Annotated in this window: 24 protein-coding genes and 1 pseudogene; 19 read left to right on the top strand and 6 right to left on the bottom strand. The window is 64.3% G+C overall.

Annotated features, from left to right (window positions below):
- Positions 1–308: 308 nt before the first annotated feature.
- Complete coding sequence (locus tag B9O00_RS29985; protein WP_218822974.1) at positions 309–494, bottom strand: hypothetical protein; 186 nt, start codon at positions 492–494, stop codon at positions 309–311.
- A gap of 140 nt (positions 495–634) precedes the next feature.
- Positions 635–1,516, bottom strand: coding sequence for a helix-turn-helix domain-containing protein (locus tag B9O00_RS29980; RefSeq protein WP_085126751.1), 882 nt, complete (start codon positions 1,514–1,516; stop codon positions 635–637).
- 405 nt (positions 1,517–1,921) lie between these two features.
- Here B9O00_RS29980 and B9O00_RS34295 point away from each other — a divergent pair.
- The 11 genes and pseudogenes from B9O00_RS34295 to B9O00_RS29930 form a co-directional block, all read left to right on the top strand.
- Positions 1,922–2,125: pseudogene (locus tag B9O00_RS34295) on the top strand (transcriptional regulator domain-containing protein); the annotation flags it as partial.
- A gap of 262 nt (positions 2,126–2,387) precedes the next feature.
- A complete protein-coding gene (locus tag B9O00_RS29975) occupies positions 2,388–2,807 on the top strand; it encodes a DUF2285 domain-containing protein (RefSeq protein WP_159460375.1) in 420 nt (139 codons plus the stop codon).
- A gap of 64 nt (positions 2,808–2,871) precedes the next feature.
- Complete coding sequence (locus B9O00_RS29970; RefSeq protein ID WP_085126747.1) at positions 2,872–3,393, top strand: thermonuclease family protein; 522 nt, start codon at positions 2,872–2,874, stop codon at positions 3,391–3,393.
- Positions 3,390–4,235 (top strand): adenine nucleotide alpha hydrolase family protein, encoded by an 846-nt coding sequence (locus tag B9O00_RS29965; protein ID WP_085126745.1) that lies wholly within the window; start codon positions 3,390–3,392, stop codon positions 4,233–4,235. The genes B9O00_RS29970 and B9O00_RS29965 overlap by 4 nt, the downstream gene beginning before the upstream one ends.
- A 118-nt stretch (positions 4,236–4,353) precedes the next feature.
- Entirely contained in the window at positions 4,354–4,740 is a 387-nt protein-coding gene (locus B9O00_RS29960) for a hypothetical protein (RefSeq protein WP_085126743.1), read from the top strand.
- Between the two features lie 82 nt (positions 4,741–4,822).
- The gene (locus B9O00_RS29955) at positions 4,823–6,916 is read left to right on the top strand and encodes a ParB/RepB/Spo0J family partition protein (protein ID WP_085126741.1); all 2,094 of its coding nucleotides are present in this window, start codon (positions 4,823–4,825) and stop codon (positions 6,914–6,916) included.
- A gap of 110 nt (positions 6,917–7,026) precedes the next feature.
- A complete protein-coding gene (locus tag B9O00_RS29950) occupies positions 7,027–7,644 on the top strand; it encodes a DUF7007 domain-containing protein (RefSeq protein ID WP_089229851.1) in 618 nt (205 codons plus the stop codon).
- Positions 7,641–7,853: a DUF6117 family protein gene (locus tag B9O00_RS29945; RefSeq protein WP_322111231.1), complete on the top strand. Its 213-nt coding sequence runs from the start codon at positions 7,641–7,643 to the stop codon at positions 7,851–7,853. Before B9O00_RS29950 ends, B9O00_RS29945 begins: the two co-directional genes overlap by 4 nt.
- Before the next feature lie 88 nt (positions 7,854–7,941).
- The gene (locus B9O00_RS29940) at positions 7,942–12,198 is read left to right on the top strand and encodes a strawberry notch-like NTP hydrolase domain-containing protein (RefSeq protein WP_200808711.1); all 4,257 of its coding nucleotides are present in this window, start codon (positions 7,942–7,944) and stop codon (positions 12,196–12,198) included.
- Positions 12,199–12,201: 3 nt separating this feature from the next.
- The gene (locus tag B9O00_RS29935) at positions 12,202–13,215 is read left to right on the top strand and encodes a DUF7146 domain-containing protein (protein WP_085126736.1); all 1,014 of its coding nucleotides are present in this window, start codon (positions 12,202–12,204) and stop codon (positions 13,213–13,215) included.
- Positions 13,216–13,452: 237 nt separating this feature from the next.
- Positions 13,453–14,394: a DUF2493 domain-containing protein gene (locus tag B9O00_RS29930; RefSeq protein WP_085126734.1), complete on the top strand. Its 942-nt coding sequence runs from the start codon at positions 13,453–13,455 to the stop codon at positions 14,392–14,394.
- 41 nt (positions 14,395–14,435) lie between these two features.
- On the opposite strand, the gene B9O00_RS29925 is transcribed toward B9O00_RS29930, so the two are convergent.
- Entirely contained in the window at positions 14,436–15,611 is a 1,176-nt protein-coding gene (locus tag B9O00_RS29925) for a DUF3644 domain-containing protein (RefSeq protein ID WP_085126762.1), read from the bottom strand.
- Between the two features lie 934 nt (positions 15,612–16,545).
- Here B9O00_RS29925 and B9O00_RS29920 point away from each other — a divergent pair.
- From B9O00_RS29920 to rlxS, 6 genes are all read left to right on the top strand, one after another.
- The gene (locus B9O00_RS29920; protein WP_085126731.1) at positions 16,546–16,884 is read left to right on the top strand and encodes a DUF736 domain-containing protein; all 339 of its coding nucleotides are present in this window, start codon (positions 16,546–16,548) and stop codon (positions 16,882–16,884) included.
- A gap of 332 nt (positions 16,885–17,216) precedes the next feature.
- On the top strand, positions 17,217–17,429 hold the full coding sequence (locus tag B9O00_RS29915; protein WP_085126729.1) for a hypothetical protein: 213 nt from the start codon (positions 17,217–17,219) through the stop codon (positions 17,427–17,429).
- 164 nt (positions 17,430–17,593) lie between these two features.
- A complete protein-coding gene (locus B9O00_RS29910; RefSeq protein WP_085126727.1) occupies positions 17,594–17,833 on the top strand; it encodes a helix-turn-helix transcriptional regulator in 240 nt (79 codons plus the stop codon).
- On the top strand, positions 17,830–18,333 hold the full coding sequence (gene traF, locus B9O00_RS29905) for a conjugative transfer signal peptidase TraF (protein WP_085126724.1): 504 nt from the start codon (positions 17,830–17,832) through the stop codon (positions 18,331–18,333). Before B9O00_RS29910 ends, traF begins: the two co-directional genes overlap by 4 nt.
- Positions 18,321–18,968, top strand: a complete 648-nt coding sequence (locus B9O00_RS29900) for a lytic transglycosylase domain-containing protein (protein WP_085126722.1) — start codon at positions 18,321–18,323, stop codon at positions 18,966–18,968. The genes traF and B9O00_RS29900 overlap by 13 nt, the downstream gene beginning before the upstream one ends.
- A 365-nt stretch (positions 18,969–19,333) precedes the next feature.
- Positions 19,334–21,325 carry a relaxase/mobilization nuclease RlxS gene (gene rlxS / locus B9O00_RS29895; RefSeq protein ID WP_200808710.1) on the top strand — a complete coding sequence of 664 codons (1,992 nt, stop codon included), beginning with the start codon at positions 19,334–19,336 and terminating at the stop codon, positions 21,323–21,325.
- Between the two features lie 85 nt (positions 21,326–21,410).
- Here rlxS and B9O00_RS29890 read toward each other — a convergent pair whose 3' ends face one another.
- From B9O00_RS29890 to corA, 3 genes are read right to left on the bottom strand one after another with little or no spacing between them, the layout of a single operon-like run.
- Positions 21,411–22,253, bottom strand: a complete 843-nt coding sequence (locus B9O00_RS29890) for an undecaprenyl-diphosphate phosphatase (RefSeq protein WP_235017231.1) — start codon at positions 22,251–22,253, stop codon at positions 21,411–21,413.
- Positions 22,250–23,215 (bottom strand): calcium/sodium antiporter, encoded by a 966-nt coding sequence (locus B9O00_RS29885; RefSeq protein ID WP_085126720.1) that lies wholly within the window; start codon positions 23,213–23,215, stop codon positions 22,250–22,252. Before B9O00_RS29885 ends, B9O00_RS29890 begins: the two co-directional genes overlap by 4 nt.
- A gap of 21 nt (positions 23,216–23,236) precedes the next feature.
- On the bottom strand, positions 23,237–24,208 hold the full coding sequence (corA, locus tag B9O00_RS29880; RefSeq protein ID WP_085126718.1) for a magnesium/cobalt transporter CorA: 972 nt from the start codon (positions 24,206–24,208) through the stop codon (positions 23,237–23,239).
- 18 nt (positions 24,209–24,226) lie between these two features.
- Between corA and B9O00_RS29875 the strand changes: the two genes are divergently transcribed.
- Entirely contained in the window at positions 24,227–24,613 is a 387-nt protein-coding gene (locus B9O00_RS29875; protein ID WP_235017230.1) for a helix-turn-helix transcriptional regulator, read from the top strand.
- A 31-nt stretch (positions 24,614–24,644) separates the two neighbouring features.
- Entirely contained in the window at positions 24,645–24,926 is a 282-nt protein-coding gene (locus B9O00_RS29870; protein ID WP_200808709.1) for a TFIIB-type zinc ribbon-containing protein, read from the top strand.
- Positions 24,927–25,210: the final 284 nt, after the last annotated feature.

Below are 25,210 nucleotides of genomic sequence, written 5' to 3'. Positions count from 1 at the left end.
GCCGTCTCGTTCCACGCAGACACCTCCGTCCAAAGCGGAGGGGTCTTCGCACGATCAGGTCAGGCTGGCCAGGAGGGGGTTAAGTGAGCGCTTACCCTGTGACCTCATCCTCAACAGAAACAATCAGCAGTGGAGCGGAAAGGCCATCAAGCTCCGCTATGCAGTCCGGCAGACCACGAGCTTCATCCAGGGCGATGTCAAGGAGGATATGCCCAACACCGAGTACGCGGGATGCCACATTGCTTCACCCGCGCAAACGCGCATAACTGCCCACCGAGCTCCAGCCGCAAATGGATGAGCGTACGGGGTCACAGCAGCTCGGGCTCGGCGTCGGGATCGCGGTGGAGAACGATGCGGGCGGCCTCGCGCCAGTCGGCGCCCTCAGCGTCGGCGTCCAGAAGGCGCAGATAGGTGATGAAATGGTCCTCGTCATAGGACGTGATTTCGTCCGCCCACGGCGCATCGTCGGCGATCTCGGGATCGAGTTTGGCCATGCACCCGTCCTCCATGCCGTGCGCATCCATGGCACCCGTTCAGGGCTGCCTCCGGGCGTCGGGTGCGCGGCGCTGCTCCACCTATCATAATACGGAATGGCGCCGGGGGCCTGCGGGCAAATGTCGATTGATGTCCCCGGTCAGGTGCAATTCCTGCGGAATAGCGAAGGCGTCGTCCCTGTCATCTTGCGGAACACGTCCGTGAAATGGCTGTGGCTGGAAAAGCCGAGAGCGAGCGCGATCTCCGTGATCGACGCGCCGTCCGACATTAGCATTTCCTTCGCCTTCTGAATCCGCCGCTCAGTGATGTAGCGGCAAGGAGGCTTGCCAAACGTCGTCTTGAACGCCTTGCCGAAATGATGCGGGCTGAGTCCCGCTTCCGCGGCGAGCGCTGCAAGCCCGATATCTTCGTCCAGATGCGCCTCGATGAAGTCGACGATCCGCCGCCGGCGCGAGGCGCCGAGACCGCCCCGGATCGACGGCGGCGGCCTACCGTTTTCGCCATAGGTTTCAAACAAGCGCAGAGCGAGCGAGGTACCGACGAGGTCCAGGCAGAGCCCGCCACAGCGGCTATCGTCGATCAAGCTGCGCCTGAGGCAGGCTATCAGTTCCTCAACCGCCGGGTCGCGGAGCGCCGCTCTACCTCTGATCTCGGGCACGCGCCCGTCGAAGGCGTTGCCGATCGTGCGTTCGATAAAGCTATTTTCCATGGCTATGACGAAGGACTGCTTGTCGGCCGTCCAGCCGACATGGGCGGCCCGATCGGCTGGGCTCAGATGAAAGTGTCCTGCAGCAACAGGGTATTTCTCGGTGCGGCGGCTTTCAGGCAAACGGCAGATGAGATCCAGCGGTTCGCTTTCATGCATGAAAAGGGCGAACTGTGCCGTGACGATCTGTGTCCCGGGATTGACCGGGATATCGCATCGGCTGACGACAATGCCGTTGCGGGCGATGCGCCGTGTGACAGACAGTACCGGGGACGCAATTTCCGACGTGAAATCGACCAGAGTGGTTTCGGCCATGACGCAATCTCCATCGCCTGAAAATTGATATCTCGGCCGATGGCGGGTTGCCGGCCTTTAACAAGTTCCATTCCCGGTAGAGTGTGTGTTTCAAAATAGATGATCCTGTGACAACTTTGTGATGAGGGCGGCGTAATTGTGGCAATCTCGGGTTTCGGTTTCTCTGCCCGAGTTCATTTGTACTTTAATAAAATTCCGTAGTTTGCAGGTCCGACGTTGCGAATATTGTAACGATTTCCTGAAAGACGCCGCGAAAACACGGAAGCCAACCGGCGCTTCAACTATCGATAGTAATCGATGTCGTCGGCGCCCTCCCGCCAGTGACATCGACCTGGCAGGAGGCGGCTTGTCCTAGGTGCTGTGCGACGGATCGTCAAATGGCCGCGCCGCGTCCGCTACGGCCGGATGGCCTCATGGGAGGAGACAAGCCCCATGTCCAAGGAGAAGACCGTCCCCGGCATAAGTCCGCGCGCCGACTGGCGCGATCCCGAATGCTACAAATCCCTCGTCGATCTGGATCGGGCCGGCTGGGCCTGGGAGTGGCTCAAGCGCAATCCCGACTTCGCCACCGCTGCCGGTCGGCTGCCACAGGTGTCGCCGCCACTACCTCCGTCCGCCGCCGAGCGCCGGCTGAAGGCCGCTCAACCCCGAATTCTCCGTATCCAGAATCCGGGGCCGTTCGAACAGTGGGGCGTCTTCTTTCACCATTGCCGTTACCCTGCCGACTACGGACGTCTTTTGGCTGCCGCGTTTCAATCCGTCTGTGCTCGTCGTGGAAGCGCAGCCGATTGCACCCGGCCACACCGACGCCTTCGACATCCGATGCTTTGCGTCAATGACGACCGTGTTGTGCTGCGGCGGATCCGAGCACGTGCTTTTCAGCGATGGCTTGCGCCATCTCCAACTGATGGTGACGGTGGGCAGTGTTCTCGAAGGTCCGGTGTGCCTCCGCTACCTGCTGTCGGGTCGCCGGCATATGGAGGCGAAGGTTCTGGCGCTGCAACGGCTGTGTGGACTTTGCCGCCTCGGCCGTCTGCCGCGCGGCCTCTTTCCACCGGAGCGCCGGGCCAGTCGGTGGGCGATGATGCTGCGCGCCTGGGACGGAGAAATGGCGGGCGTGAGCCGGCGGCAGGTGGCAGCGGCGATCTTCGGGGAGACGGCGGCGCACGAGCTCTGGGAGTCCGGTTACCGCTCCCGCATGCAACGGCTTGTCCGCGAGGCAGAGGAGATGGTGAGCGGCGGCTACCTGAGACTTCTGGGGCGGGAAACAGAGGGAAAGGGAGGCTTCTGACGGATGAAGGGCTGAAGCCGGCAAGAGAGAGCCGGCCCGCCCGCAACCCGTGAGGAGACCTCCCATGTTTCAGTTCGTCCGCCTGTCCGCCGTCATCGGCATTGTATTTTTCGCCTGTCTGTCCTTCTGGCCCGCGCTCGACGAGGAACATTCCGGCCCGGCCAATGTGATCGACGCCGATACAATCGAAGTGGGCGGCGAGAAGCATCGCCTCTACGGCGTCGATGCCGTGGAGGTCGACCAGCGCTGCCGCCGTCGCGACAGCGCGACATGGCCTTGCGGCAAGGAGGCCGCCGCCGCGCTCGCCAAATTTCTCAAAGGCCGGAAGGTCAATTGCGAGGTCTGGCAGGGAACGACGCGCGATGCCCATGGCCGCTTCGTATCTGTTTGCTACGCCGGTGGCGACGACATCAGTAGCTGGGTGGCGAAGAACGGCTGGGCCGTCGCCAATCGCGACGCCAATCGCCTCTACAACTACACAAGCGACGAGGGCACGGCCCGGTTTCTGCGCCGCGGCATCTGGGACGGAACCTTCGATCCGCCCGCCGAATGGCGGCGCCGGCAGCAGGCGGGAGGGCAGCCATGAACGCGCTGTTTCCTCCGCCGGCCGACACCTCCACCATCAGGCTGCGAGCGCTTTCGCTCGGCGCCGGTGTCCAATCCACCACCCTTGCACTGATGGCCGCCCACGGTGAGATCGGGCCGATGCCCGATTGCGCCATCTTCGCCGACACCGGCTGGGAACCGAAGGCCGTCTATGAGCATCTCGCCTGGCTGCGGTCGCCGAATGTTCTGCCGTTCCCGGTACATATCGTGACCGCCGGCAACATCCGCGACGGGCTGGTCCGCGGCGCGCAGGGCGAGCGCTGGGCCTCGATCCCCGCCTCCACCAAATCCGCGTCGGGCAAGGTCGGCATGATCCGCCGGCAGTGCACCAAGGAACTGAAGATCGTGCCGATCCGCCGCAAGGTGCGTGAGCTGGTCGGGCTCGCGGGCAAACGCTCGCCGGACCGCCCAGTCGTGGAACAGTGGATCGGTATCTCCCTGGACGAGATCGTGCGCATGAAAATGTCCTTCGAGCCCTGGCAAGTGAACCGCTGGCCGCTCATCGAACTGGGCATGACGCGCCGCGACTGCCTGCGCTGGCTGGAACGGCACGGCTATCCCATGCCGCCCAAGAGCACCTGTATCGGATGCCCATATCACTCCGACGCCATGTGGCGGCAGATGCGCGCCGAGGATCCGGACGGCTTCCCCGATGCTGTCGCCATCGACCGGCTGATCCGCACCGGCTTCCGCAACCTGCGCGGCGAGGTGTATCTCCATCGCTCATGCGTGCCGCTCGACGAGGCCGATCTCGACACGCCGGCGGACAAGGGACAGCTCGACCTCTTCGCCGATGAATGCGACGGCATGTGCGGCGTGTGACCTGCTCTGCCTGATCGCCGATATGGCCGCTCTCGACAAGTTCGAGAGCGGCCGTATTGCTTGTGACGGGTTGCCAGGTCCGGAACGGTTTCGGGCCGCCCGTCGCGGGAGAACGTCGATGCAGGATCGCGATTACAGTGCCGACATCGCCAAGGCCCTCGTCACGCCGGGCGGCCATCTGAAGATCGGTCGCGGAGGGTTCAGTCTGTACTACCTGAATGAGTATGGCGGCCAGAGCAGCCTGTCCGGCTACGATTGCGACGCCGTGAAACAGCAGGCCATCGCCGCCGGACTTCCGGTGATCGACAGCCGCTGTGTCGACTTCGACAACGTGGCAAAGCTCGCCATCTCCGGGCCGATGATCTGCGTGGGCGGAACGCCCGACCCTGAACCATGGGGCGCGTTCTCCTGTGCCCCGCTGGTCGTGGTCGCCCGCGCCTACGCCGCAGCCGGGGCGGAGGTCTACAACCTCGACCTGGAGGAAGCGGCGGGGGCGGCGGCCTGAAGAGGGAGAGGGAAGTGGGTGTCTTCGTGACGAGCCTGGTTGGGGAAAGAGGGCTTTCTCCGGCTCGTCACGGAGAACCGAAATGGCAAAGGCGAAAATTGAGAAGATTACGCTGTCCCAGGCGCGGGACATTCCATTCGACAAGCTGGCGCTTTCGAGCCGCAACGTCCGACGGGTGCGGGCCGGTGTATCGATCGCGGAACTGGCCGAGGACATCGCCCGACGCACGCTGTTGCAGTCCCTGAGCGTGCGGGAGGTGATCGGCGAAGACGGTCAGCCCACCGACAGATACGAGGTGCAGGCCGGCGGGCGGCGCTACCGGGCGCTGGAACTGTTGGTCAAGCAGAAGCGGCTGGGTAGACAAGCCCCGGTCCCCTGTATCGTGCGGGAGGACGGCATTCTGGAAGAGGATTCGCTGGCCGAAAACTGCCAGCGCGTATCGCTCCACCCGTTGGATCAATTCCGCGCCTTCCAGGCGCTCAAGGAGCAGGGCCTCGGCGAGGAAGAGATCGCCGCCCGCTTTTTCGTGACGCCGCAGATCGTCAAGCAGCGGCTGAAGCTCGCCAGCGTGTCGCCCAAGCTGCTGGAAGTCTATGCCGATGACGGCATATCACTGGAGCAATTGATGGTCTTCACGATCTCCGACGACCATGCCCGGCAGGAGCAGGTCTGGGAGACCGTGCAGCGCGGCTACAACAAGGAACCCTATTACATCCGCAAGCTGCTGACGGAAGACACCGTCCGCGCCACCGACAAGCGTGCCCGCTTCGTCGGGCTCGCGGCCTATGAGGAAGCCGGCGGCATCGTGCTGCGCGACCTGTTCTCGCAGAATGACGAAGGCTGGCTCCAGGATGTCGCGCTGCTGGAGCGGCTTGTCACCGAGAAGCTCGCGGCCGAGGCCGAGACGATCAAGGCCGAAGGCTGGAAGTGGATCGAGGCCGCTCCGGACTTCCCCTATGGCCACACCGCCGGCCTGCGCCGCGTCATAGGCGAAATGGAGCCGCTGTCCGACGACGAGCATGCCCGCCGCGAAGCCCTACGGTCCGAGTTTGAGGAGATCGAACAGCGCTATTTCCAGGAAAGCGACGAGGACCTGCCCGAGGAGATCGACCGGCGTCTCGCCGAGATCGAGGCGCAGCTCGACGCCTTCGAGGAGCGGCCCGTCAGCTACGACGCGCAAGAGGTCGCCCGCGCCGGCGCCTTTGTCTCCATCGACGGCGAGGGCCGGTTGAAGATCGATCGCGGCTACGTCCGGCCCGAGGATGAGGTGCCGGTCGCGGACGACCGGGGTGATGCCAGCGAAGCAAGGGGCGATGTCGATGCAGCATCGCCAAGTTCTGTCGAAGGCGCGCAATTCGCATCCAGTCAGGATCCGACGAACACCAGTTCCTCCGACGCCGACGCGGATGGTGAGGAAGACGGCCTGAAGCCGCTGTCCGAGCGCCTGGTCATGGAACTGACAGCGCATCGCACACTGGCCCTGCGCGATGCGTTGGCGGGCGATCCGGACATCGCCTTCCTCGCCGCGCTGCATGCCCTCGTTCTCCAGACCTTCTGGCGTTATCCGACCGCGAGTTGCCTGGAGATTCGCGCCGAAAGCCCGACGCCGACCGTTCAGGGGCCGGGACTGAAGGAAAGCCAGTCGGCGAAGGCCATCGACGAGCGGCACGCCAATTGGGAGAAGCAGCTTCCCGACGAGCCGGAACTGCTCTGGGAGTTCCTTTGTGATTTCGACCATGACAGCCGCATGGCGCTCTTCGCCCATTGCGTCTCGCTCACCGTCAACGCGGTGCATGAGCCTTGGAACCGGACACAGGGCCGTCGGCATCATGCCGACCAGGTCGCCTGCGCGGTTTCGCTCGATATGACCGCGGCCGGGTGGACGCCGACGGTGGAGAACTACCTCAATCGCGTGCCGAAGGCCCGCATCCTTGAGGCGGTCACCGAGGCCAAGGGTGCCGGCATGGCGGAACTGATCGAGGGGCTGAAGAAGTCCGACATGGCCGAACAGGCCGAACGCCTTCTGACTGATACCGGCTGGCTGCCCGAGCCGCTGCGCACGCCCGGCGTCGAGACAGCTTCGGTTGCCGGTGAAGGCGCTGAGGCCGAGCCGGACGATCAGGCCCAGGGAGGGCCGACTGCCGATCTGCCGGAGTTCCTCACCGCCGCCGAGTGATCATCCCGGCGGTTCCCATAAATCCCATCCACATGAAGCCTGGCCCCGCGCGGCGTCAGCCCGCGCAAGTCGAAAGACTGGCCGGGCTTCGCTTTTTCTGGAGACGTCACATGCAACGTGAACGCATGATTTTCCCCAACGAAAGACCAGTCCACACGCCCTGGGGCGTCGCCGATTACGCCCGCGAATACGCCGAGGGCATCGTCTTCTATGGCACGCCGTCCCATGGCGGCTTCAAGCTTTCCGCCGAACGCCTGGCGCAGATGCATCACGCTTTGCGCGAGCGTGGCGGGTGGTTCGAAGAGGACTGCGCCTGGGCCAAGGTCGCATTTGCCTTTCCCGAATGCTTTGCCGATGAGCAGCGCGAGGCGGCGATCCGGACACTGAAGGATTGGTGCCCGGATGAATATGAGGCAGTCACCGGCGAAACCCTCGCCTCCGGCGACTCCTACATCAAGGACCAGTGCCTTTTCCACGAATGCCATGCGCAAGACTGGGTGGTGATCAGCGCGATCAGGTCGGACCAGCATTCCGGCATGGTGGAATGCATCGCCACTCTTGGGGGCAAGCGCGGGGAATGGGGCAGGTCCGATACGGAGAGGCGCCGCTATCTCGTGCCGGATACCGAATATGACCGGCGCGGCAAATTCGGCTTCGTCATCGATCCCGATCGCCACGCGCTCTGCGACGGCCCCTCCAGCTTCATCGCACGGAGGGCGGCATTATGATCCCTGACCACATCCGCGCCAATTTCCAGACCCTCATGCGCGCCGCCGAAAACGGCGACTTGGCGCTGATGGAGTGCTTGGACGCCGAATCCGGCGCGCCGCGTTACGTCATATGCGCCGTCGGCCGCAACGGCGGCGAATATCTCCTCACGCCCTTCGGTCATCTGGCGGAGGGGAATCCTTACGAGGCTTACCACCCGCCAGAGTGAGAGCAGACCGGGATGAGGGTGGGCCGGGCGCGGGCAAGAGAGAGCCTGCCCCGGCCTTTTCCTGAAACCTCAATCCCGGAGAAATCTCATGAATCTGATGACGCCAGCGGCGGCGGCGACGGCCGCCGCATCCATCCGTGCGCCCGAAGAGGAGGCCGTCTGCATCCTCAAGGCGGCGGAGCGCATTCTCGCCGGTCTCGAACGCGGCCTTCTTATCGAGGCCCGCGTCCTGCGGCAGGCGATGGAGGAGGCGTTCGGCGGTTCGGACGCCGAGGGCTTCTGGACCTGGAAAGCCGCATACGAAGCTTGCGAAGCCGCGCAGGTGCTATTCCTCCGCAAATATGGTCGCGCCATGCGGGAGAAGGCGGGCTCGCCCGCCGCACAACTCGCCATGCTGTCGCGCATCGCCGGGCTTCTTCCCACCCACACCCGCCGCACGCAGGAGTCCGAGGAGTTCCAGCAGTTCAGCACACCCATGCCGCTTGCCTATGCGGCCAGCATCGCGGCGGGCCTCACTGGCGACGATGCGGTACTGGAGCCGTCGGCCGGCACGGGGATGCTTACCGTATTCGCCGAGATCATGGGCGCGCGGCTGGCGCTCAACGAGATTGCCGAGACGCGGGTCGCGCTTTTGCGGCGGCTGTTCCCGGATAGCCTGGTCACCACGCATGATGCCGACAGCATCGACGATCGGCTGGCGGGCGATATCGCTCCGTCGGTTGTTCTCATGAACCCGCCCTTCTCGGCGACGCTCCACGTGCAGGGCCGCGTCTCCGACGCGGACTTCCATCACGTGCGCTCGGCGTTGGCGCGTCTGCCCGAAGGCGGTCGCCTGGTCGCCATCACCGGACACAATTTTCCCTATGACCGGCTCAATGGCGCGGTGCGCTTCACCTGCGTCGTGGACGGCTCCGTATACTATAAGCACGGCACCACCTTCGACACGCGCCTCACCGTCATCGACAAGTCGCTTGAAATGGCTTCGCCGCCGGCTTTGCCGTGCGCGGAGAACGCCGCCGACTTGCTTGCCCGCATCATCGAACATGTGCCGCCTCGTTTGGCTGTGGATGGCGAGATCGGGCTCGGTACAGCGGCGACGCCCGCTGTCGCGCGCAAGGTTGCGCCAATCGCGCGCAGGCCGCAGCCCGTCATTTCTGCGGCGCCCGATGCTGTCGAGCTCACCTATGAGCCCATCGAATGGAAGCCGGCCGAGGGCGCAGACCTGACCGACGCGCTCTACGAGGGCTACGCCCTGCAATCGATCCATATCCCAGGCGCCAAGCCGCATCCGACGAAGCTGGTGCAGTCGGTCGCCATGGCCTCGGTCGCGCCACCGCACCCTTCCTATCGGCCGCATCTTCCCGCCGATGTCATCTCCGAGGGCATTCTCTCCGACGCCCAGCTTGAGAGCGTCATCTATGCGGGCGAGGCCCAATCCCGGCATCTCGTGGGATCGTGGACGGTCGATGAGACCTTCGACAATCTCCATGCCGCGCCGGAAGGCGCCGAGAATGCCGTGGGCTTCCGCCGCGGCTGGTTCCTAGGCGACGGCACCGGCTGCGGCAAGGGCCGGCAGGTCGCGGGCATCATTCTCGACAACTGGATCAAGGGCCGCCGCAAGGCGGTGTGGATATCCAAGTCCGACAAGCTGATCGAGGACGCGCAGCGCGACTGGTCGGCGCTGGGCATGGAGCAACTGCTCGTCCAGCCCCTGTCGCGCTTCAAGCAGGGCACGCCGGTCCGGCTGTCGGAGGGGGTGCTGTTCGTGACCTACGCCACTCTGCGCAACGAGCCGCGCCTTCGCCAGGTCATCGACTGGCTGGGAGGCGGCTTCGATGGTGTGATCGTTTTCGACGAAGCCCATGCCATGGCCAACGCCGCCGGCAGCAAGGGTGAGCGCGGCGAACAACTTCCCTCCCAGCAAGGTCGTGCCGGCCTGCGCCTGCAGCGCGCCTTGCCGGACGCTCGCATCGTCTATGTCTCCGCAACCGGCGCCACCGACGTGCGCAATCTCGCCTATGCCGAGCGGCTGGGCCTGTGGGGCAGCGAGGATTTCCCTTTTGCCAACCGGGCCGAGTTTATCCAGGCCGTCGAGGCGGGCGGGGTCGCGGCGATGGAAGTTCTGGCCCGCGACCTCAAGGCGCTCGGCCTCTACACCGCGCGGTCGCTATCCTATGAAGGCGTTGAAGTCGAGATCGTCGAACACAATCTCACCTCGGCGCAGGTGGAAATTTACGACGCCTATGCTGAAGCGTTCCAGGTGATCCATTCCAACCTGAACGCCGCCCTCGAAGCCTCGAACGTCACCGGCGAACGAAGAACCCTCAACGGCCAGGCGAAGTCCGTCGCCCTGTCGGTGTTCGAGGGCGCCAAGCAGCGCTTCTTCGCCGCGCTGCTTTCGGGGCTGAAGACCGCCACGCTCGTCAAATCCATCGAGGTGGATATGGCGGCGGGCCACGCCGCAATCGTGCAACTGGTCTCGACCGGTGAGGCGATCCTCGACCGCCGCCTGTCCGAGATTCCAGCCGAGGAATGGGCGGACCTGAACGTCGATCTCTCGCCCCGCGACGTGATCTTGACTTACCTCCAGCATGCCTTTCCGACGCAGCTTTACGAGCCCTACACCGACGAAGACGGCAATCTGCGCTCGCGCCCCGCCTCCGATGCCGAGGGCAACCCGATCCAGTGCCGCGAGGCCGTCACCTCCCGTGACCGGATGATCGAGCGTCTCGCCTCGCTCGATCCCGTGCCCGGCGCGCTCGACCAGATCGTGCAGCAATTCGGGACAGACAAGGTCGCCGAAGTCACCGGCCGCTCGCGACGCATCGTGCGCAAGGGCGACCGGCTTTGCGTCGAGAATCGACCGCCCTCGGCCAATCTCGGCGAGACGCAGGCATTCATGGACGATCAGAAGCGCATCCTGATCTTCTCGGACGCTGGCGGGACGGGCCGCTCCTACCATGCCGACCGGGGCGCGAAAAATCAGCGCCTGCGCGTCCATTACCTCCTCGAAGCCGGCTGGAAGGCTGACACCGCCATCCAGGGCCTCGGCCGTTCGAACAGGACCAACCAAGCGCAGCCGCCGCTGTTCCGCCCCATCGCCACGGACGTGAAGGCGGAGAAACGCTTCCTCTCCACCATCGCGCGGCGGCTCGACACGCTGGGCGCAATCACCCGCGGGCAGCGCCAGACCGGCGGTCAGGGCCTGTTCCGCGCCGAGGACAATCTCGAAGGCGAACAGGCGCGGGCGGCACTCCGACAGTTCTATATGCTGCTGGTGCAGGGCGGCATAGAGGGCTGCTCGCTCCAGCGGTTCGAGGAAACCACGGGGTTGTCGCTCACTTGTCCAGAAGGGACGCTGAAGGAGGACCTACCGCCGATTACGACCTTTCTCAACCGCCTACTGGCGCTGCCCATCACCATGCAGAACACGCTGTTCGCGGCGTTCGAGGAGATTTTGAACGCCCGCATCGAGGCGGCGATAGCAGCGGGTGTCCACGATATTGGCCTGGAGACCATCCGCGCCGAAAGCCTGATCGTCACCGACCGGCGCACCGTCTGGCGGCATGATAGCGGCGCCGAGACGCGGCTGTTCACGATTGAGCGGCGCGATCGCAACCGGCCCATGACGGCGGAAGAGGCCATCACCATCGAAGGCGGGCGATTGCTCGTCAATGAGCGTTCCGGCCGCGCCGCCGTCAAGACATCCGCGCCGAGCCTGATGCTCGATGACGGCAGCATGGAACGCCGCGTCCGGCTGTTGCGCCCCATGCAGCGCGACACGATGAGCGTCGATGACTTCGCCGCCACACATTGGAAGGAAGCGGAGACGGAAGGATTTATCGTCGCATGGGAAAAGGAGATCGCCGCAATCCCCGAATTCTCGACGAGCACGTTCCACCTCGGCACCGGGCTGTTGTTGCCGATCTGGCGGCGTCTTCCGGGGAGCAACGCCCGCGTTTATCGGCTGCAAACCGACGATGGCGAACGCATCATCGGCCGGATGCTGACGCCCATCGAGGTGGAAGCGTTCTGCCGCAATATCGGCATGGAGGCGCCGAAGCTCTCCGCCGGGGATGCCTGGGGCCTGATCAATGAAGGCAAGGTCACGGCCCATCTCGCCGATGGCCTCGTCCTGCGCCGCGCGCGGGTGATGAACGAGCACCGCATCGAACTCACCGGCTTCACCTCCGGCTTGGTCGATGCCCTGAAGGCCCGCGGCCTGTTCGGCGAGATCATTTCCTGGAAGCTGCGGCTGTTCGTGCCTGTCGGCGATGCCGGCAAGGCAATTTTCGAGAGTCTCACCGACCGCTGGCCAATTACTAAAATCGCGGATCGGGGGTGACATATGTCCCGCGCCGCCGATCTGGCGCGCCGTCTCGGTGAACAGGCCGAGGCGGTGTGCCGCTATTACCTGCCGAATGGCCGCCGCCAGGGCCGATACTGGATCTGCGGCGATGTCATGGGAACGCAGGGGCGGAGCCTTTATGTCCGCCTTTCCGGCGAACGTGCTGGGAAGTTTTGCGATGCCGCTGATGGAACGCATGGCGATCTTCTCGACCTCATCGCCCTCAACCGCGGCCTCGACTTCCGCGCCGCGCTCGATGAGGCGCGAGGATTCCTCAGCCTGCCGGTTCTGCCGATCCGCCAGGTCGCCCCGCCCGCGCCGACGAACTCTTGCGAGGCGGCGCGGCGGCTCTTTGCCGCGTCAAAGCCGATCCGGGGCACGCTGGCGGAACGCTATCTCCAAAGCCGCGGCATCATTCTGCCTGCGGACGTTTCCGTCCTGCGCTTTCATCCGCGCTGCTTTCATCGCGGGCCTGCGGGGCGCGAGACATGGCCGGCGCTCATCGCCGCCGTCACCGATCTCGACGGCGCCATCACAGGCGTGCATCGCACCTGGCTTGATCCTGGCGGCGCCAAGGCGCCTCTCGATCAGCCCCGCCGCGCCATGGGGCATCTCGCCGGAAACGCGGTCCGGCTCGGCGTTGCCTCCGACGTCCTGACGGCGGCGGAAGGCATCGAAACGGCGCTGGCGCTCAAGACCGTGATGCCCGCCATGCCGGTCGTCGCCGCACTCTCCGCCGCCCACCTCGCTGCCCTGGTGTTCCCGCCCACGCTGCGCCGTCTCTATGTCGCGCGCGACAATGACGAAGCCGGGCGTTTCGCGCTGGGACGATTGCACGCCCTTTCCAGAGCCGGCGATATCGACATCCGCGCGCTCGCCCCGAGGACAGAGGACTTCAACGCCGATCTCCTGACGCTCGGCCAGGACCGGCTCAGGGCATGGCTCGCCGAGCAACTCGCCCCGGACGATGTTCAGCGTTTCCTTGTCGCGGATGAGCAGAGGCGATGCGTGTGAAGTCCGTCAGCGCCGGCCGGGGAAGGGCGAGCATCGGGACCGCCTCCCGGTTCGGCAGGGGCCGCGCCACGGCCTTTCCAAGAGAGGGATCTGCCAGCGCCGGTCGGCTTTGCAACGGCCTGACGGCCGTCCTCCACTTCGTTGCGGCCCGGCGGGTGCAAAGCCGCCCCTTGGCCCTGGCGGGCGATCCCCGGAAAGGCCGCGATGGGCGCGGCTTTGAGACCGGGAGACAGACCCATGCTGCACGACCTCTTCACCGACGACGCCATCGAACCCCATCACGCGGCATCGCCAACCGCCCATGTCCTCGACGAAATGGCGCTTCACGGCGCCTGTCCCGGCCCGGACGATCCGGAGCGCTTGACCGTGCCCGAAGCCGACCGCGCCGAGCAGGAGATCGAGACCGCCGCAGCCGCCCTCATCGCCCTCATGGCCGATACGGCGCTCGATGACGATCTCGACGACGTCCTCTGGGGCTTCGCCAATCTCTTCCACCGCCGCATCGCCTGGCTCGACCGCTTGCTCGACGACAACGAGATGGCGCAGCGCCGCTTGCAGGAGGAGCAGGACGGCTCGGAGGTCAAGTCCGTCGAACTCGAGCGCCTGACTGCCCGTGGCGAGGCCATGCTGGAACGCCGCGCCGCCTTCGAGAGCCTCCGAGATCTTGCCGCCACCCAATTCGAATCCGCGACCGGTTCCGCCTGGCGGCCGCGCACCGGCTCGATGACGAATCGGCGGACGATGACGGCGGCCATGATCGATAGTCGCGACTTCATCGCCGCCAAGCGCCGGGCCGAGACCGAGCCGTTGTTGCCCGCCGGCCCCAGGATCGCCTTCACCGGCGGCGTCGACTGCAACGATCACGCCCGCATCTGGGACGCCCTCGACAAGGCGTGCGCCAAGCATCCGGATATGGTGCTCATCCATGGCGGATCGCCCAAGGGCGCCGAGAAGATCGCCGCCTGCTGGGCCGACAATCGTGGCATACCGCAGATCGTCTTCAAACCCGATTGGACCCGCCACAGGAACGCCGCGCCCTTCAAGCGCAACGACCAGATGCTCGAAGCGATGCCCATCGGTGTCATCGCCTTTCCCGGTTCCGGTATCTCCCAGAACCTCGCCGACAAGGCGCGGAAGATGGGGATCGCGGTGTGGCGGTTCGACAGCGGCGCCGAATAGGCGCCGCTACCTTCTGGCACTTCCGGCAAGCGGAAAAGCCGTCAGGGGCGCGTCCATCCCTCCGCCAGCTTTTCAATTACCTTCTCGAACCAGTTCTCGTACCAGTACCAGGTTTTGGCGACCATGACGCCGTAGCCCTTGCCGGGCTTGCGTGCGTCAAGCTGCCTCGCAAGCAATGTGTGATCATACATGCTGAACGCCTGATATCCGGCCGCTTTGACCTTCTCCACGATCTCCGAAGGCAGATATTTCGGCCGCTCCACCTCCTTCAGCAGCACCCGCTCGACAGCCTCCGCTTCTGGCGATCCAGGCTTGACAAATTCGACAGCGAGGTCGGCTTTCGCAGCCTTGCCCGATACCTTCGGCACGAAGGCCACTCGGTACCTGAATTTCGGGTCCCTCTGCTCATCCTCAGTCAGTCCATTGTGGAAATTGTCCATCGCGGCTGCGATGTGCGGCGGCAGGTCCGCGCCGATCAGGCTAGCCCGTTGTGGACCGTCAAATGTCACGAATTGCAAAGCGATCGGCAGCCGTTTTTCCAAGGCGAACGCCTTACCGAACAGCGTCTTGATCGCATCGTTGAAGTTGATACAGCAGGCCTGAAGCTTGGCGCTGAGGGCATCGTCGATCCTGTTCGTGGAGCGATGCTCGATCTCGTGGCGAATGTCGGTCAGGAATTTGAGGTTGTTGATAATGCCTTTCTCCAGCGGGCATTTCCCGTGTGCCAGACACTGGCCAAGTTCCCAGTACTTGTCTGCTCCGCTCGGCGTTTTCTCGACGACACCGCCTTTCTTGTACCGGTAATCGACGCCTTCCCGTTTGTAGTAGGCGTGCAGAAGATAGGTCCAGGCGATGATGCTGGTGACGATGAATAACTCGGCCCTGAAATAGAGCCCGGCGCTGTTGAAGGTGTGAACCGCCGCAATCATCGCTTCTCGCGCCTTGATCAACAGTTCGTCACCCTGATGATGCAAACCGGTCGCGGGATCGATGTTGGGCCACGCCTCCAGAAAGTGATCGAGTTCGGCTTCGGTTGCGGCCTTGATACTCTTGTGTTTGGTCCCGTCGCGTATCTCGGAAATACGGGCGTGATTGATCGACCGTGTAGGACGCGAGAAATAGGCTTGGATGTCTTGCGGCACATATTTCTTCGCCAGCATCGCCTTGACGATGGCGACTTCCCATCTCTCTAACGTGTTGCCCGGTCGCCGCGCCACGATGTGGCCCCCAACCAATTTTCTTCATCTTGTACAGTCGTTGCACTGTCCTGCGAACGTCAAGGTCTCACAGTCGGGCGTAGTAAAACTACGTTTATGATAAGGGCGCCCGCGCGGGGACAGGCCCCGCGCGCCGGGCTCTCGTGAACCGAACCGCCTTCGGCGTTTCGGCCTTCGGCTTCGATCCCTGGCGCGAGCGCCCGCTCCGCGGGCGGGCGGCGGTCCAGCAGCGCCGGCCAAGACGCGCCCGCCGGACGCGATGGTGGCGGGGCCTGGAGGGGAGAATGCGGCGTTGGCCATGGCTCCCGAGGGCAGGTTGGAACGCCATCCTTCCTGCATCTCCGGCTCCGATGGGCGTGCGCATGAGGCCGAAAGGGGCGCGGCACGCAGGCAGTCGGATTGATCTCGCTGCCTGCGGCTACGGTGGTGCACCGGCGCCAGTTTCATCGCCGCGGCGATGCCGTCAACGGCGCGCAGCGGGAGCTTTGGACATGCCCGGGGTCGAAGGCCGAGTGGTTGGCGGTTTTTTTTGTGTCGTTTCAACCCGGCCAAGCCGTTGTCCGATGCGGTAAACTCGGTGGCGGGGAAGGTCATGGCGCTCCTTCGCCGGCTGTCCATCGAGGCAGTCACCATCCCTGCATGTCTCTCATCGCGTAAATCCCGCACCGGTCCGTTCAACCCGCCGTCCGGGAAAATTTCCCCTGCCGCGAAAAGTGCTCCGCTGACGCTGCGCCCCTTCGGGTGACGGCGAAGCCGTCAACTTTTCCCGGCATTCCTCGCGCCCGCTTCGCTCCAAATTTTCCCTCCCGGCGGGTCCTCCACTTCGTTCCGGCCCTCCGCTTACGCTGCGGGTGAACCGGCCCGCCTATGCGGTCTTTCCGCTGGAGCCATCGCAGGGATGGTCCCTGCGACGAACAGCGAAAGGATCATCACCATGGCCATCACCCTCGGCACGTTCACCAAGGAGAACGACGGCAGCTTCACCGGGACCCTCAAGACCCTCAACGTCACCGCCAACCTCGTCGTCGTCCCCGTGGACAAGATGTCCGAAAACGCCCCCGACTATCGCGTCTATGCCGGCAACGGCCAGCGCTACGAGGTCGGCGCCGGCTGGAGCCAGGTCGCCAAGTCGAGCGGCGAGACCTACCTGAACCTCAAGATCGCCGCGCCGGAATTCGGCCCCAACTGGGTGCGCGCCCGCCTCGTCAAGCTGGAAACGCCGATGGAGGACGGCACCTCGCACCTCGCCCTGTGGGAGCCGCGCGAGCGCTGATCCCGCCCACTCCCGAAGACCCCGCCGGAGCGCATCCGGCGGGGCTTATCTTCATGCATTCCGCCGCGCCCGACCGCCGCAATCCAAGCGGTGTCGGCGCTGGTCGCGCCGACGGGCTTTCCGTCTCGATCTTCCCATTCTGCCATCCGGCGCAACGAGCCTGTAAAGGATCGCGGCACCCTCCAAAATACTCCGTTCCACTGGCGCTCCACTCCGCATTTTGGTTCCTCCCGCGCCCGCTTCGCGGCGGCTTCGCCGTCCTTGACAGGCTCTATCCGGATGACCGGGGACCCCGTTCTCGACGGGAGAACGGTTCAATCAAGGAGGTTCCCATGTCCATCCAGATCATTTCCACCCACGACATCCGCGTTGAGTATCGCGGCCATTCCTACGCCGAGGACGAGCTGCGCGAGAGCATCTGGCTCGTCAATATGGAGCTGCGCAATGGCCTGCCGAGGCGCGAGCGCATCGAGGCCAAGCGGCAGATCGCGGAGATGGAAGCAGCGCTCAAGGCGCTTGTGACGGCCGAGGGAGCGGGGCGTTGAGCCCCGCTTTTCGCAACGTTTTCGAGCCAGACGCCGGTCTCTCGTCCATTCATCGCGAAGGGGGGTCGTTTTTGGCAACCCCCGTATTTCGATCCTGAGCAAGCACGCTCCCCGCCGACATCCTTCGCCCATTCGCGTCGAACTTCGCCGAAAGGAGCCAAAGGATGATCGATCACACATCGAGAGCGGCCGAGGCCCGCAAAGGCTCGCCGTTCCTCTCCACGCGGGAGGCCGCGTTCTATCTCGGCCTTTCCTTCCGCACCCTTGAAAAGATGCGCCTGACGGGCAACGGCCCGCGCTTCCGCAAGCATGGCCGCTTTGTCCGCTACCACATCGCCGATCTCGATGCCTGGTCGGAAGGACGACGGCATTCCTCCACATCTGACGAGGGAGAACGCGGATGAAAAGCCCCGCTTTCCTTCCTCTCGCCGCCACGCTTGCGGGCATCGTGCTCGCAGGCTTCTCTGCCATCGCGCATCCCCAGCCACACCTTGTCTGGAACGCTTCTGCCAGCGCGCCGATCGGTCTCTATCGTGTTGTTTCCGGCGCGCCGGAACGCGGCGACTTCGTCCTCGTCCGCCTCCCGAAAGCCATCGAAAAGCTGGCCGCCATTCGCGGCTATCTGCCCGCCGGCGTGCCGCTCATCAAGCGCATTGCCGCTGTCGCCGGGGATGATGTCTGCGCCGTCAACAGGGCCATCATCGTCAATGGCGAGATCGTTGCCCGGCAGCGCAAGGCGGATCGGGCAGGGCGTTCCCTGCCGCGCTGGAATGAATGCCGGGCACTTGTCCAGGGCGAATTCTTCCTCTTGGGCGACGCCCCGGACTCCTTCGACAGCCGCTATTTCGGGCCGATGACGGGCGCCCGCGTGATCGGGAGGCTCGCGCCGCTATGGATCGACTGAGCCCCCTTATCTTCGCAGCGGCTGTCATCGTCACGCCCGCCGAGGCCGCCGCTGTCGACCAGTTTCAGGCGCACATCAAAGAGGCATCACAGCATTTCGGCATTCCCGCCGGATGGATCGAGGCGGTCATCATGGCCGAGAGCAAGGGCGATCACCGCGCCGTCTCGCCCAAGGGCGCCATGGGTCTGATGCAGCTCATGCCGGAGACCTGGGCCGAGTTGCGCGATCAGCTTGATTTCGGCGCCGATCCCTTCGATCCGCCCACGAACATCCTTGCCGGAACCGCCTATCTCAGAGCCATGCAGGACCGGTTCGGCTATCCCGGCTTATTCGCGGCCTATAATGCCGGACCAGGGCGTTACGAGGCGCATCTGCATGACGGAAAGCCGCTTCCCGCCGAGACCCGCGCCTATGTCGCGCGCATCGCAGAGATGCTCACGGACGCGGGCGAATTCGCTCTGCACGGAACGATTTCCCCGCCGACCGGCACGCGGAATCCCGATCAAATCGCCTCCGGGCAGCGGCTCTTTTTCTCGCTCTCGACGACGAAAAACGAGGCCGCAGGCGACGAGAATTCCGTCCCGAACGGCGAGCTTTTCGTGCCGCTTTCGACGCGAAAACCGGATGAAAAATGAGGCGAGAATTGCGTCGCCAGAGTCCGCATCCCGTGCGCTTCTCGTTCTTTCCTTTGCCCGGCGGCGCGGCTTCGCCGCTGCCGGGCTTCCTGCCCATACGTCGGTGTGATCGCAGATGATCGTGGATGGTCGCAGGCAGGCTCACGGAAGCCGCGTAAGGCAAGATGAAGCAGAAGCACTATCCGCTGGATCGCGGATCGTAAGCCTTTGCCTGCACATCGGTTTTTCCGTGGGCGGATGGTGCTATGCACCTCCGCGGTGGTGCCATGGGAGTGGCAACTCCCCGGTTTTCCTGGGCTCGATTGGCACCAATTTCCAGAGGCTCGTTTCGTCGCCATTCTATTGGGGTCTATGAGGAGCAGACCGTGTTCGACGACGACGATTTCAAACCGAAGCTCGGCAGGATCCGCTCGCGCGGCTCGAAGGGCGGACGCAAATTCCTGCATCAGGTTTTAGCTGCGTCGAACCTCGCGCGCGGTGGCGCGGGCGGCACACGCAAGTCCCGCTTTACCGGCAGCCGCATCGGGCGCGGCGCCGGCGTGGGACGTGTGCTCGCCAATCGCGACCGCTATGCCGCTTTCCGCCAGCGGCGCGTCATTATCAAGTCCCGCATCGTCAAGCTGGCTGGCAAGGGGATGGCCAAGGGAATGGAAAGCGCGCGGGCGCATCTGCGCTATATCCAGCGCGACGGCGTGACCCGCGAGGGGGACCCGGGCGCGCTCTACAGCGCCGAGCAGGACCGGGCGGACGGCAAGGCCTTCCTGGAGCGTTCCGAGGGCGACCGCCACCAGTTCCGCTTCATCGTCTCGGCCGAGGACGGTGCGGAATACGACGACCTCAAGCCGCTTACCCGCCGCCTGATGGCCCGCATGGAGGAAGATCTCGGCACCAAGCTCGATTGGGTGGCTGTCGATCACTACAACACCGGCCATCCGCACACGCATATCCTGGTGCGCGGCCGCGACGAGAGCGGCAAGGACCTCATCATCGCCCGCGACTACATCACCACCGGCATGCGCGAGCGCACCGCCGAGATCGTCAGTCTGGATTTCGGGCCGCGCTCGGATTTCGAGATCGAGGGCCGGCTGCGCCGCGAGGTCGAGCAGGAGCGTCTCACCAGCATCGATCGCCGCCTCATCCGCGACATGGACGAGGCGGGCCTCGTCGCCGCAACCGACCGCGACGCCTTCCAGCAGAGCCTGCGCGCGGGCCGGCTGCAGAAGCTGAAGCGGCTCGGCTTGGCCGAGGAACTCCGCTCCGGCCGGTGGCGGCTGGAAGAGGGGCTGGAAGACACGCTTCGCCGCATGGGCGAGCGCGGCGACATCATCAAGACCATGCACCGCGAAATGGCCGGGCAAAACATCGCCCGCAGCCCCGGGGATTACGCGATCCTCGACCCGGGAGACCCGACTGCGAACCCCGTCATCGGGCGCGTGGTGGCGCGCGGGTTGTCGGATGAACTCAAAGACCGCCATTATCTGATCGTCGACGGGGTGGATGGGCGAACCCACTACTTCGACATCGGCAGGGGCGAGGCGACCGAGCCGACACCGGACGGCAATATCGTGCGGGTCACGCCGAAGAACGTCGAGCCTCGGCGCGTGGACCGAACCGTCGCCGAGGTCGCTGCTGCCAACGACGGGCGCTATACCATCGACCTGCATCTCAAGCATGATCCTCTCGCCACCGAGGCATACGCCGAGACCCATGTGCGGCGCCTCGAGGCCATCCGCCGCGCCACCGGTGGCGTTGCCCGCAAGCCCGACGGTACCTGGATTATCGAGCCCGACCATCTCGACCGGGTGGTGGTATACGAGCGGAGCCTGGCTCGCGCAGCGCCGGTCATCGTGGAGAAACTTTCCCATCTCACGCTCGACCAGCAGGTAGGCGCCGACGGCGCCACCTGGATCGACCGCGAGCTCGTCTCGGATCATCCCGAGCCCAGCCGCGACTCCGGCTTCGGCCGGGAGGTGCGTGAGGCCCAGGCGCGCCGTCGGCAATGGCTCATCGCCGAGGGCCTCGCTCACGAGGAACAGGATCGGATCGTCTATCGCGCCAACATGCTGGCGACCCTGCGCCGGCGCGAGCTTGCCCGTGTTGCCGGCCAGCTTTCCGACCAGCTTGGTCTCTCCTATGTCGAGACCCGCTCCGGGGAGCCGGTGGAAGGCACGCTCCGCCGCTCCGTCGAACTCGCCAGCGGCAAATACGCCCTTGTCGAGAACAGCCGCGAATTCACCCTCGTCCCCTGGCGTCCCGTTCTCGAACGCCACATCGGCAGGCAGGTCTCAGGCATCATGCGCGGCGACGGCATCTCCTGGACCATCGGACGGCAGAGGAGCGGGCCGAGCATATCGTAGCCATTTGAGGGGGGAGACCGGTCGGCAGGGGCTGGCCTTCAATTGACAATCGCGGCGTCAATCAAACCGATGGTGCGACCTGCCGCTAAGCGCTGCCAAGCATGCCTGTCGCCAAAAGCGTTCCGAGCAGTCCCGCCAAAATCAGGCGGTAGAGAACGAACGGCAGAAAGGTCGCCCGTCGGAGCCACGCCATCAACCCGGCTATTGCGGCAAGCGCGCTGAAGAACGCCAGCACGCCTGCGACAAGCGCATCCGTCTGCATCGCTGCGCTGCCTGACTGGACGAGGTCGGCGCCACCGAGAACGCCCGCGGCTGCTGTCGTCGGGATGGACAGAAGCAGGGAGAAGCGCGCGGCCTCGGGGCGCTGCTGGCCGAGAAAGAGCGCCGCCGTCATGGTGATTCCGGACCGGCTGACACCGGGAACCAGGGCGAGCGCCTGCGCCAGGCCGATAATCATGGCGTCGCGCCAGCTGAGATGCGCGATCGTCCCCCGGGCTTTGGCCGCGCGCCGGTCGGCCAGCCACAGGACAATCCCGAACACGAGCGTGGTCGCGGTGATGAGTGCCGGGCTCCGCCAGTCGCTGGCGATGTGATCCTTGAGCAGCAAGCCGGCAATGACGACCGGCACGGTCGCGGCAACAACCTGGAGGCTGAGCCGGGCGTCGTCCGTCATGCGCCCGCGCAGTGCGTCGATACCGCCGGTCACCAGCCTCGCCGTATCGCGCCGGAAGTAGAGCATCACAGCGAAGAGTGTGCCGATATGCATCGCCACATCGATTGCGAGCCCTTGGTCGTCCCAGCCCGTCAGCGCTGGAACCAGAATCAGATGGGCCGAGGAGCTGATCGGCAGAAACTCGGTTATGCCCTGGACGATCGCGAGAACAACCAGATGAAAGAGCGGATTGCCCGTCGCCTCCTCCGCCATCATGACCCCATCCCGTTCCTGAACAGGAAGATCATGTATGCGGCATAGACGGCGAGCATGCCGATGCCCCAGAGGCGGCCGATACGTTGCGTTGCGAACAAGAGCACGAGCAACGCGCAGCTCGCGCCGAGCATGACCGGCGTGTCGATATCGCGAAACCGGGCGCCGACATCGATCGGCTGGATGACCGCGGTCGTTCCGAGAATGGCGAGGACATTGAAAATATTGCTGCCGATGACGTTGCCGACCACGACATCGGAATGCCGCCGGATCGCCGCCACGATGGCCGTCGCCAGTTCGGGTAGCGAGGTGCCGACGGCGACCAGTGAAAGGCCGATCACCGCATCCGGGACGCCGAACGCGCGCGCGATCGAGATCGACCCGTCCACCAGAAGATCGGCGCCAATCACGAGAAGGGCAATTCCACCCAAAGAGACGAGCGGCGGAAGCCACGCGCGCTTGAACGGCAAATCCTCGAATTCCTCGGTCTCGCGCTCAAAGACCGTCAGCGCCTTTTCGCGCCGCTCCAGCCAGTAGCTGGCGAACAGATAAACGGTCAGGACAACCAGGAGCGCGATACCCTCCCCACGCGTGATGACCTGCCCCTGGACCAATCCGAACAACACCAGCGCGACGAGACCGGCGACCAGCGCCTCGCGAACGGCCGTGCGTTTCCAATCTGAAATGGGCAGGATCAGCGCCGCCATCCCGATGATCAGAAGCGCGTTGGCGATATTGCTGCCGACGACGTTGCCCAACGCAATCTCCGGCGAGCCGCCGAGGGCGGCATTGACCGAGACCAGAAGCTCCGGCGTCGATGTGCCGAAACCAACGATCACCAGCCCAATGATGAGCTTGGAGAGACCGAGGCGTTCGGCGATGGCGACGCTGCCGCGCACGAGACTCTCGCCCCCGATGAACAGCAGCACGAGCCCCGCGGCGATTAATCCGAAATCCAACAGCATTCCAGTCCGTCTCCCACCCGATCAGAGCCAGCCGCGGCGCTTGAAATAGACGAAGGGGATGATCGCCGACAGGATCATTAGGCCGATCGCCCACGGGTAGCCGAGCAGCCACTGAAGTTCTGGCATGTATTCGAAGTTCATGCCGTAGCTCGACGCGACCAGCGTCGGAGGCAGGAACACCACGGCCGCGACGGAGAAGATCTTGATGATCGCGTTCTGCTCGATGTTGATCATCCCGAGCGTGGCATCGAGCAGGAAGGTGATCTTCTGCGACAGGAAGCTGGCGTGATCGGCCAGGGAGCGCACGTCCCTCGAAAGCGTCTTGATGCGCTCACGCACGTCTTTCCCGCTCTTGCGCTGCATGGCGCCCTGGCCGAGAAAACCGATCAACCGTTCGAGCGTCACGAGGCTGTCGCGAATGTTCGAGGTAAGATCACCCTTCCGGCCGATGGCCTCAAGGACCTTCTGGAAATCCTGGCTCTTGGTCGGCTTCGCGCCCTTGTGCTGGAAGACGTCGCGGGAGATGCCGTCGATTTCCCGGCCCGCCCGCTCCAGGATGTCGGCAAGCCGGTCGACGATCGCTTCCAGCAGCGCGACCAGCACGCCTTCGCCGCTCTCGAATCCCATCGGAACCTTCTCGGCGCGAAGGGGAAATGTCTGGAAGGCTCGCGGTTCATGGTAGCGCACGGTGATCAGCCGTTCTCCCGCGAGAACGAAAGTCACCGGATGCATCTGCGGATCATCGCCATCGGCCTGGGCCGGCAGCGTGGCCGTCATGAAGGCGACGCCATCCTCGTTGTAGAGGCGTGATGAGATTTCGATCTCCTCCATCTCTTCCTTGGTCGGGATGTCGATGCCCAGGCGCTTCTCAAGGTCGCTTTCCTCCGCGTCGGTCGGGTTGACGAGATCGATCCAGACCAAGTTTTCGGGAAGCTCCGATACTCCCTCGATCACCCTTAGGCGACCGCTTTCGTTCAGGAATCCGCGGATCATCGGAGCCTCCTTTCCTTCATGCAGCTCTCCGGGAAGAGTCGTTGTACGACGGAGGGGACAATATCCAGTCACCCCTTACTTGCCAATCGAATTATTCCCGACCGGGAACTTTTTGTTGACGCCTGGCGAGGGAGGCGCTTTCATCAGACCGTCATGAATGACGGTCAATCCATCGAGGCTTTGAGCGATCTCGGCACTTTCATCCGCTCCAGGCGGAAGGCTCAAGGGCTTACACAGCGCGAGCTGTCCGTGGCCGCCGGCGTGGGGCTCCGGTTTGTCATCGAAGTCGAACACGGCAAGACCACAAGCCAAGTCGGCAAGGTGTTTCAACTTCTCCAGGTTTTGGGGGTCCGATTGGCGGTCATCGGCGCGGAACCCGACATCACGCGCCGGAAGAAAGCCTGATTGAATCAGGAGATCGAGGAATTATATCGGGATGGAAGTAACAGCAGACAGGAGGCACGAGAGCATGAAATGTCCAGTTGATGATGAAACGCTTGTCATGACCGACCGGAGCGGTGTCGAGATCGACTACTGCCCGAAATGCCGCGGGGTGTGGCTGGATCGCGGGGAACTGGACAAGATCATCGAGCGATCGGCGACACAGTCGGATCCGTCGCCAAGGCAAGAGGCACCCCGCCAGCAAGATTACGGGCACAGCGGCAAACCGTACCGCAAGAAAAAAGAATCGTTCCTGAGCGAGCTCTTCGACTTCTGAGGGGCTATGCCGACGCACCTTGCGATACGGCTGTTTGGCAACATACCCATTCCAGTTTGGACGATTGTAGTGACCGCCGTTTCGTATGCCGAAGGCGATGGCCCTTGCCCGTTCGTTCGTCACGGCGGGCCCTTTGGACGTTCCTGGATTTGATGATACCCCGCATCAAAGCGGACCTCGGTGTGTGGCTGGCTCACCTGTTCACGCGGCCACCGCCGCGAAGATTTTGAAGCCGTTACAGGCCATACCAGAACCGCGAACTTAAGGTTCGCATCCAACTCCGA

This window comes from Tistlia consotensis USBA 355 (assembly GCF_900177295.1).
Classification (GTDB): domain Bacteria; phylum Pseudomonadota; class Alphaproteobacteria; order Kiloniellales; family DSM-21159; genus Tistlia; species Tistlia consotensis.
This window is presented reverse-complemented; position numbering and strand designations above follow the sequence as displayed.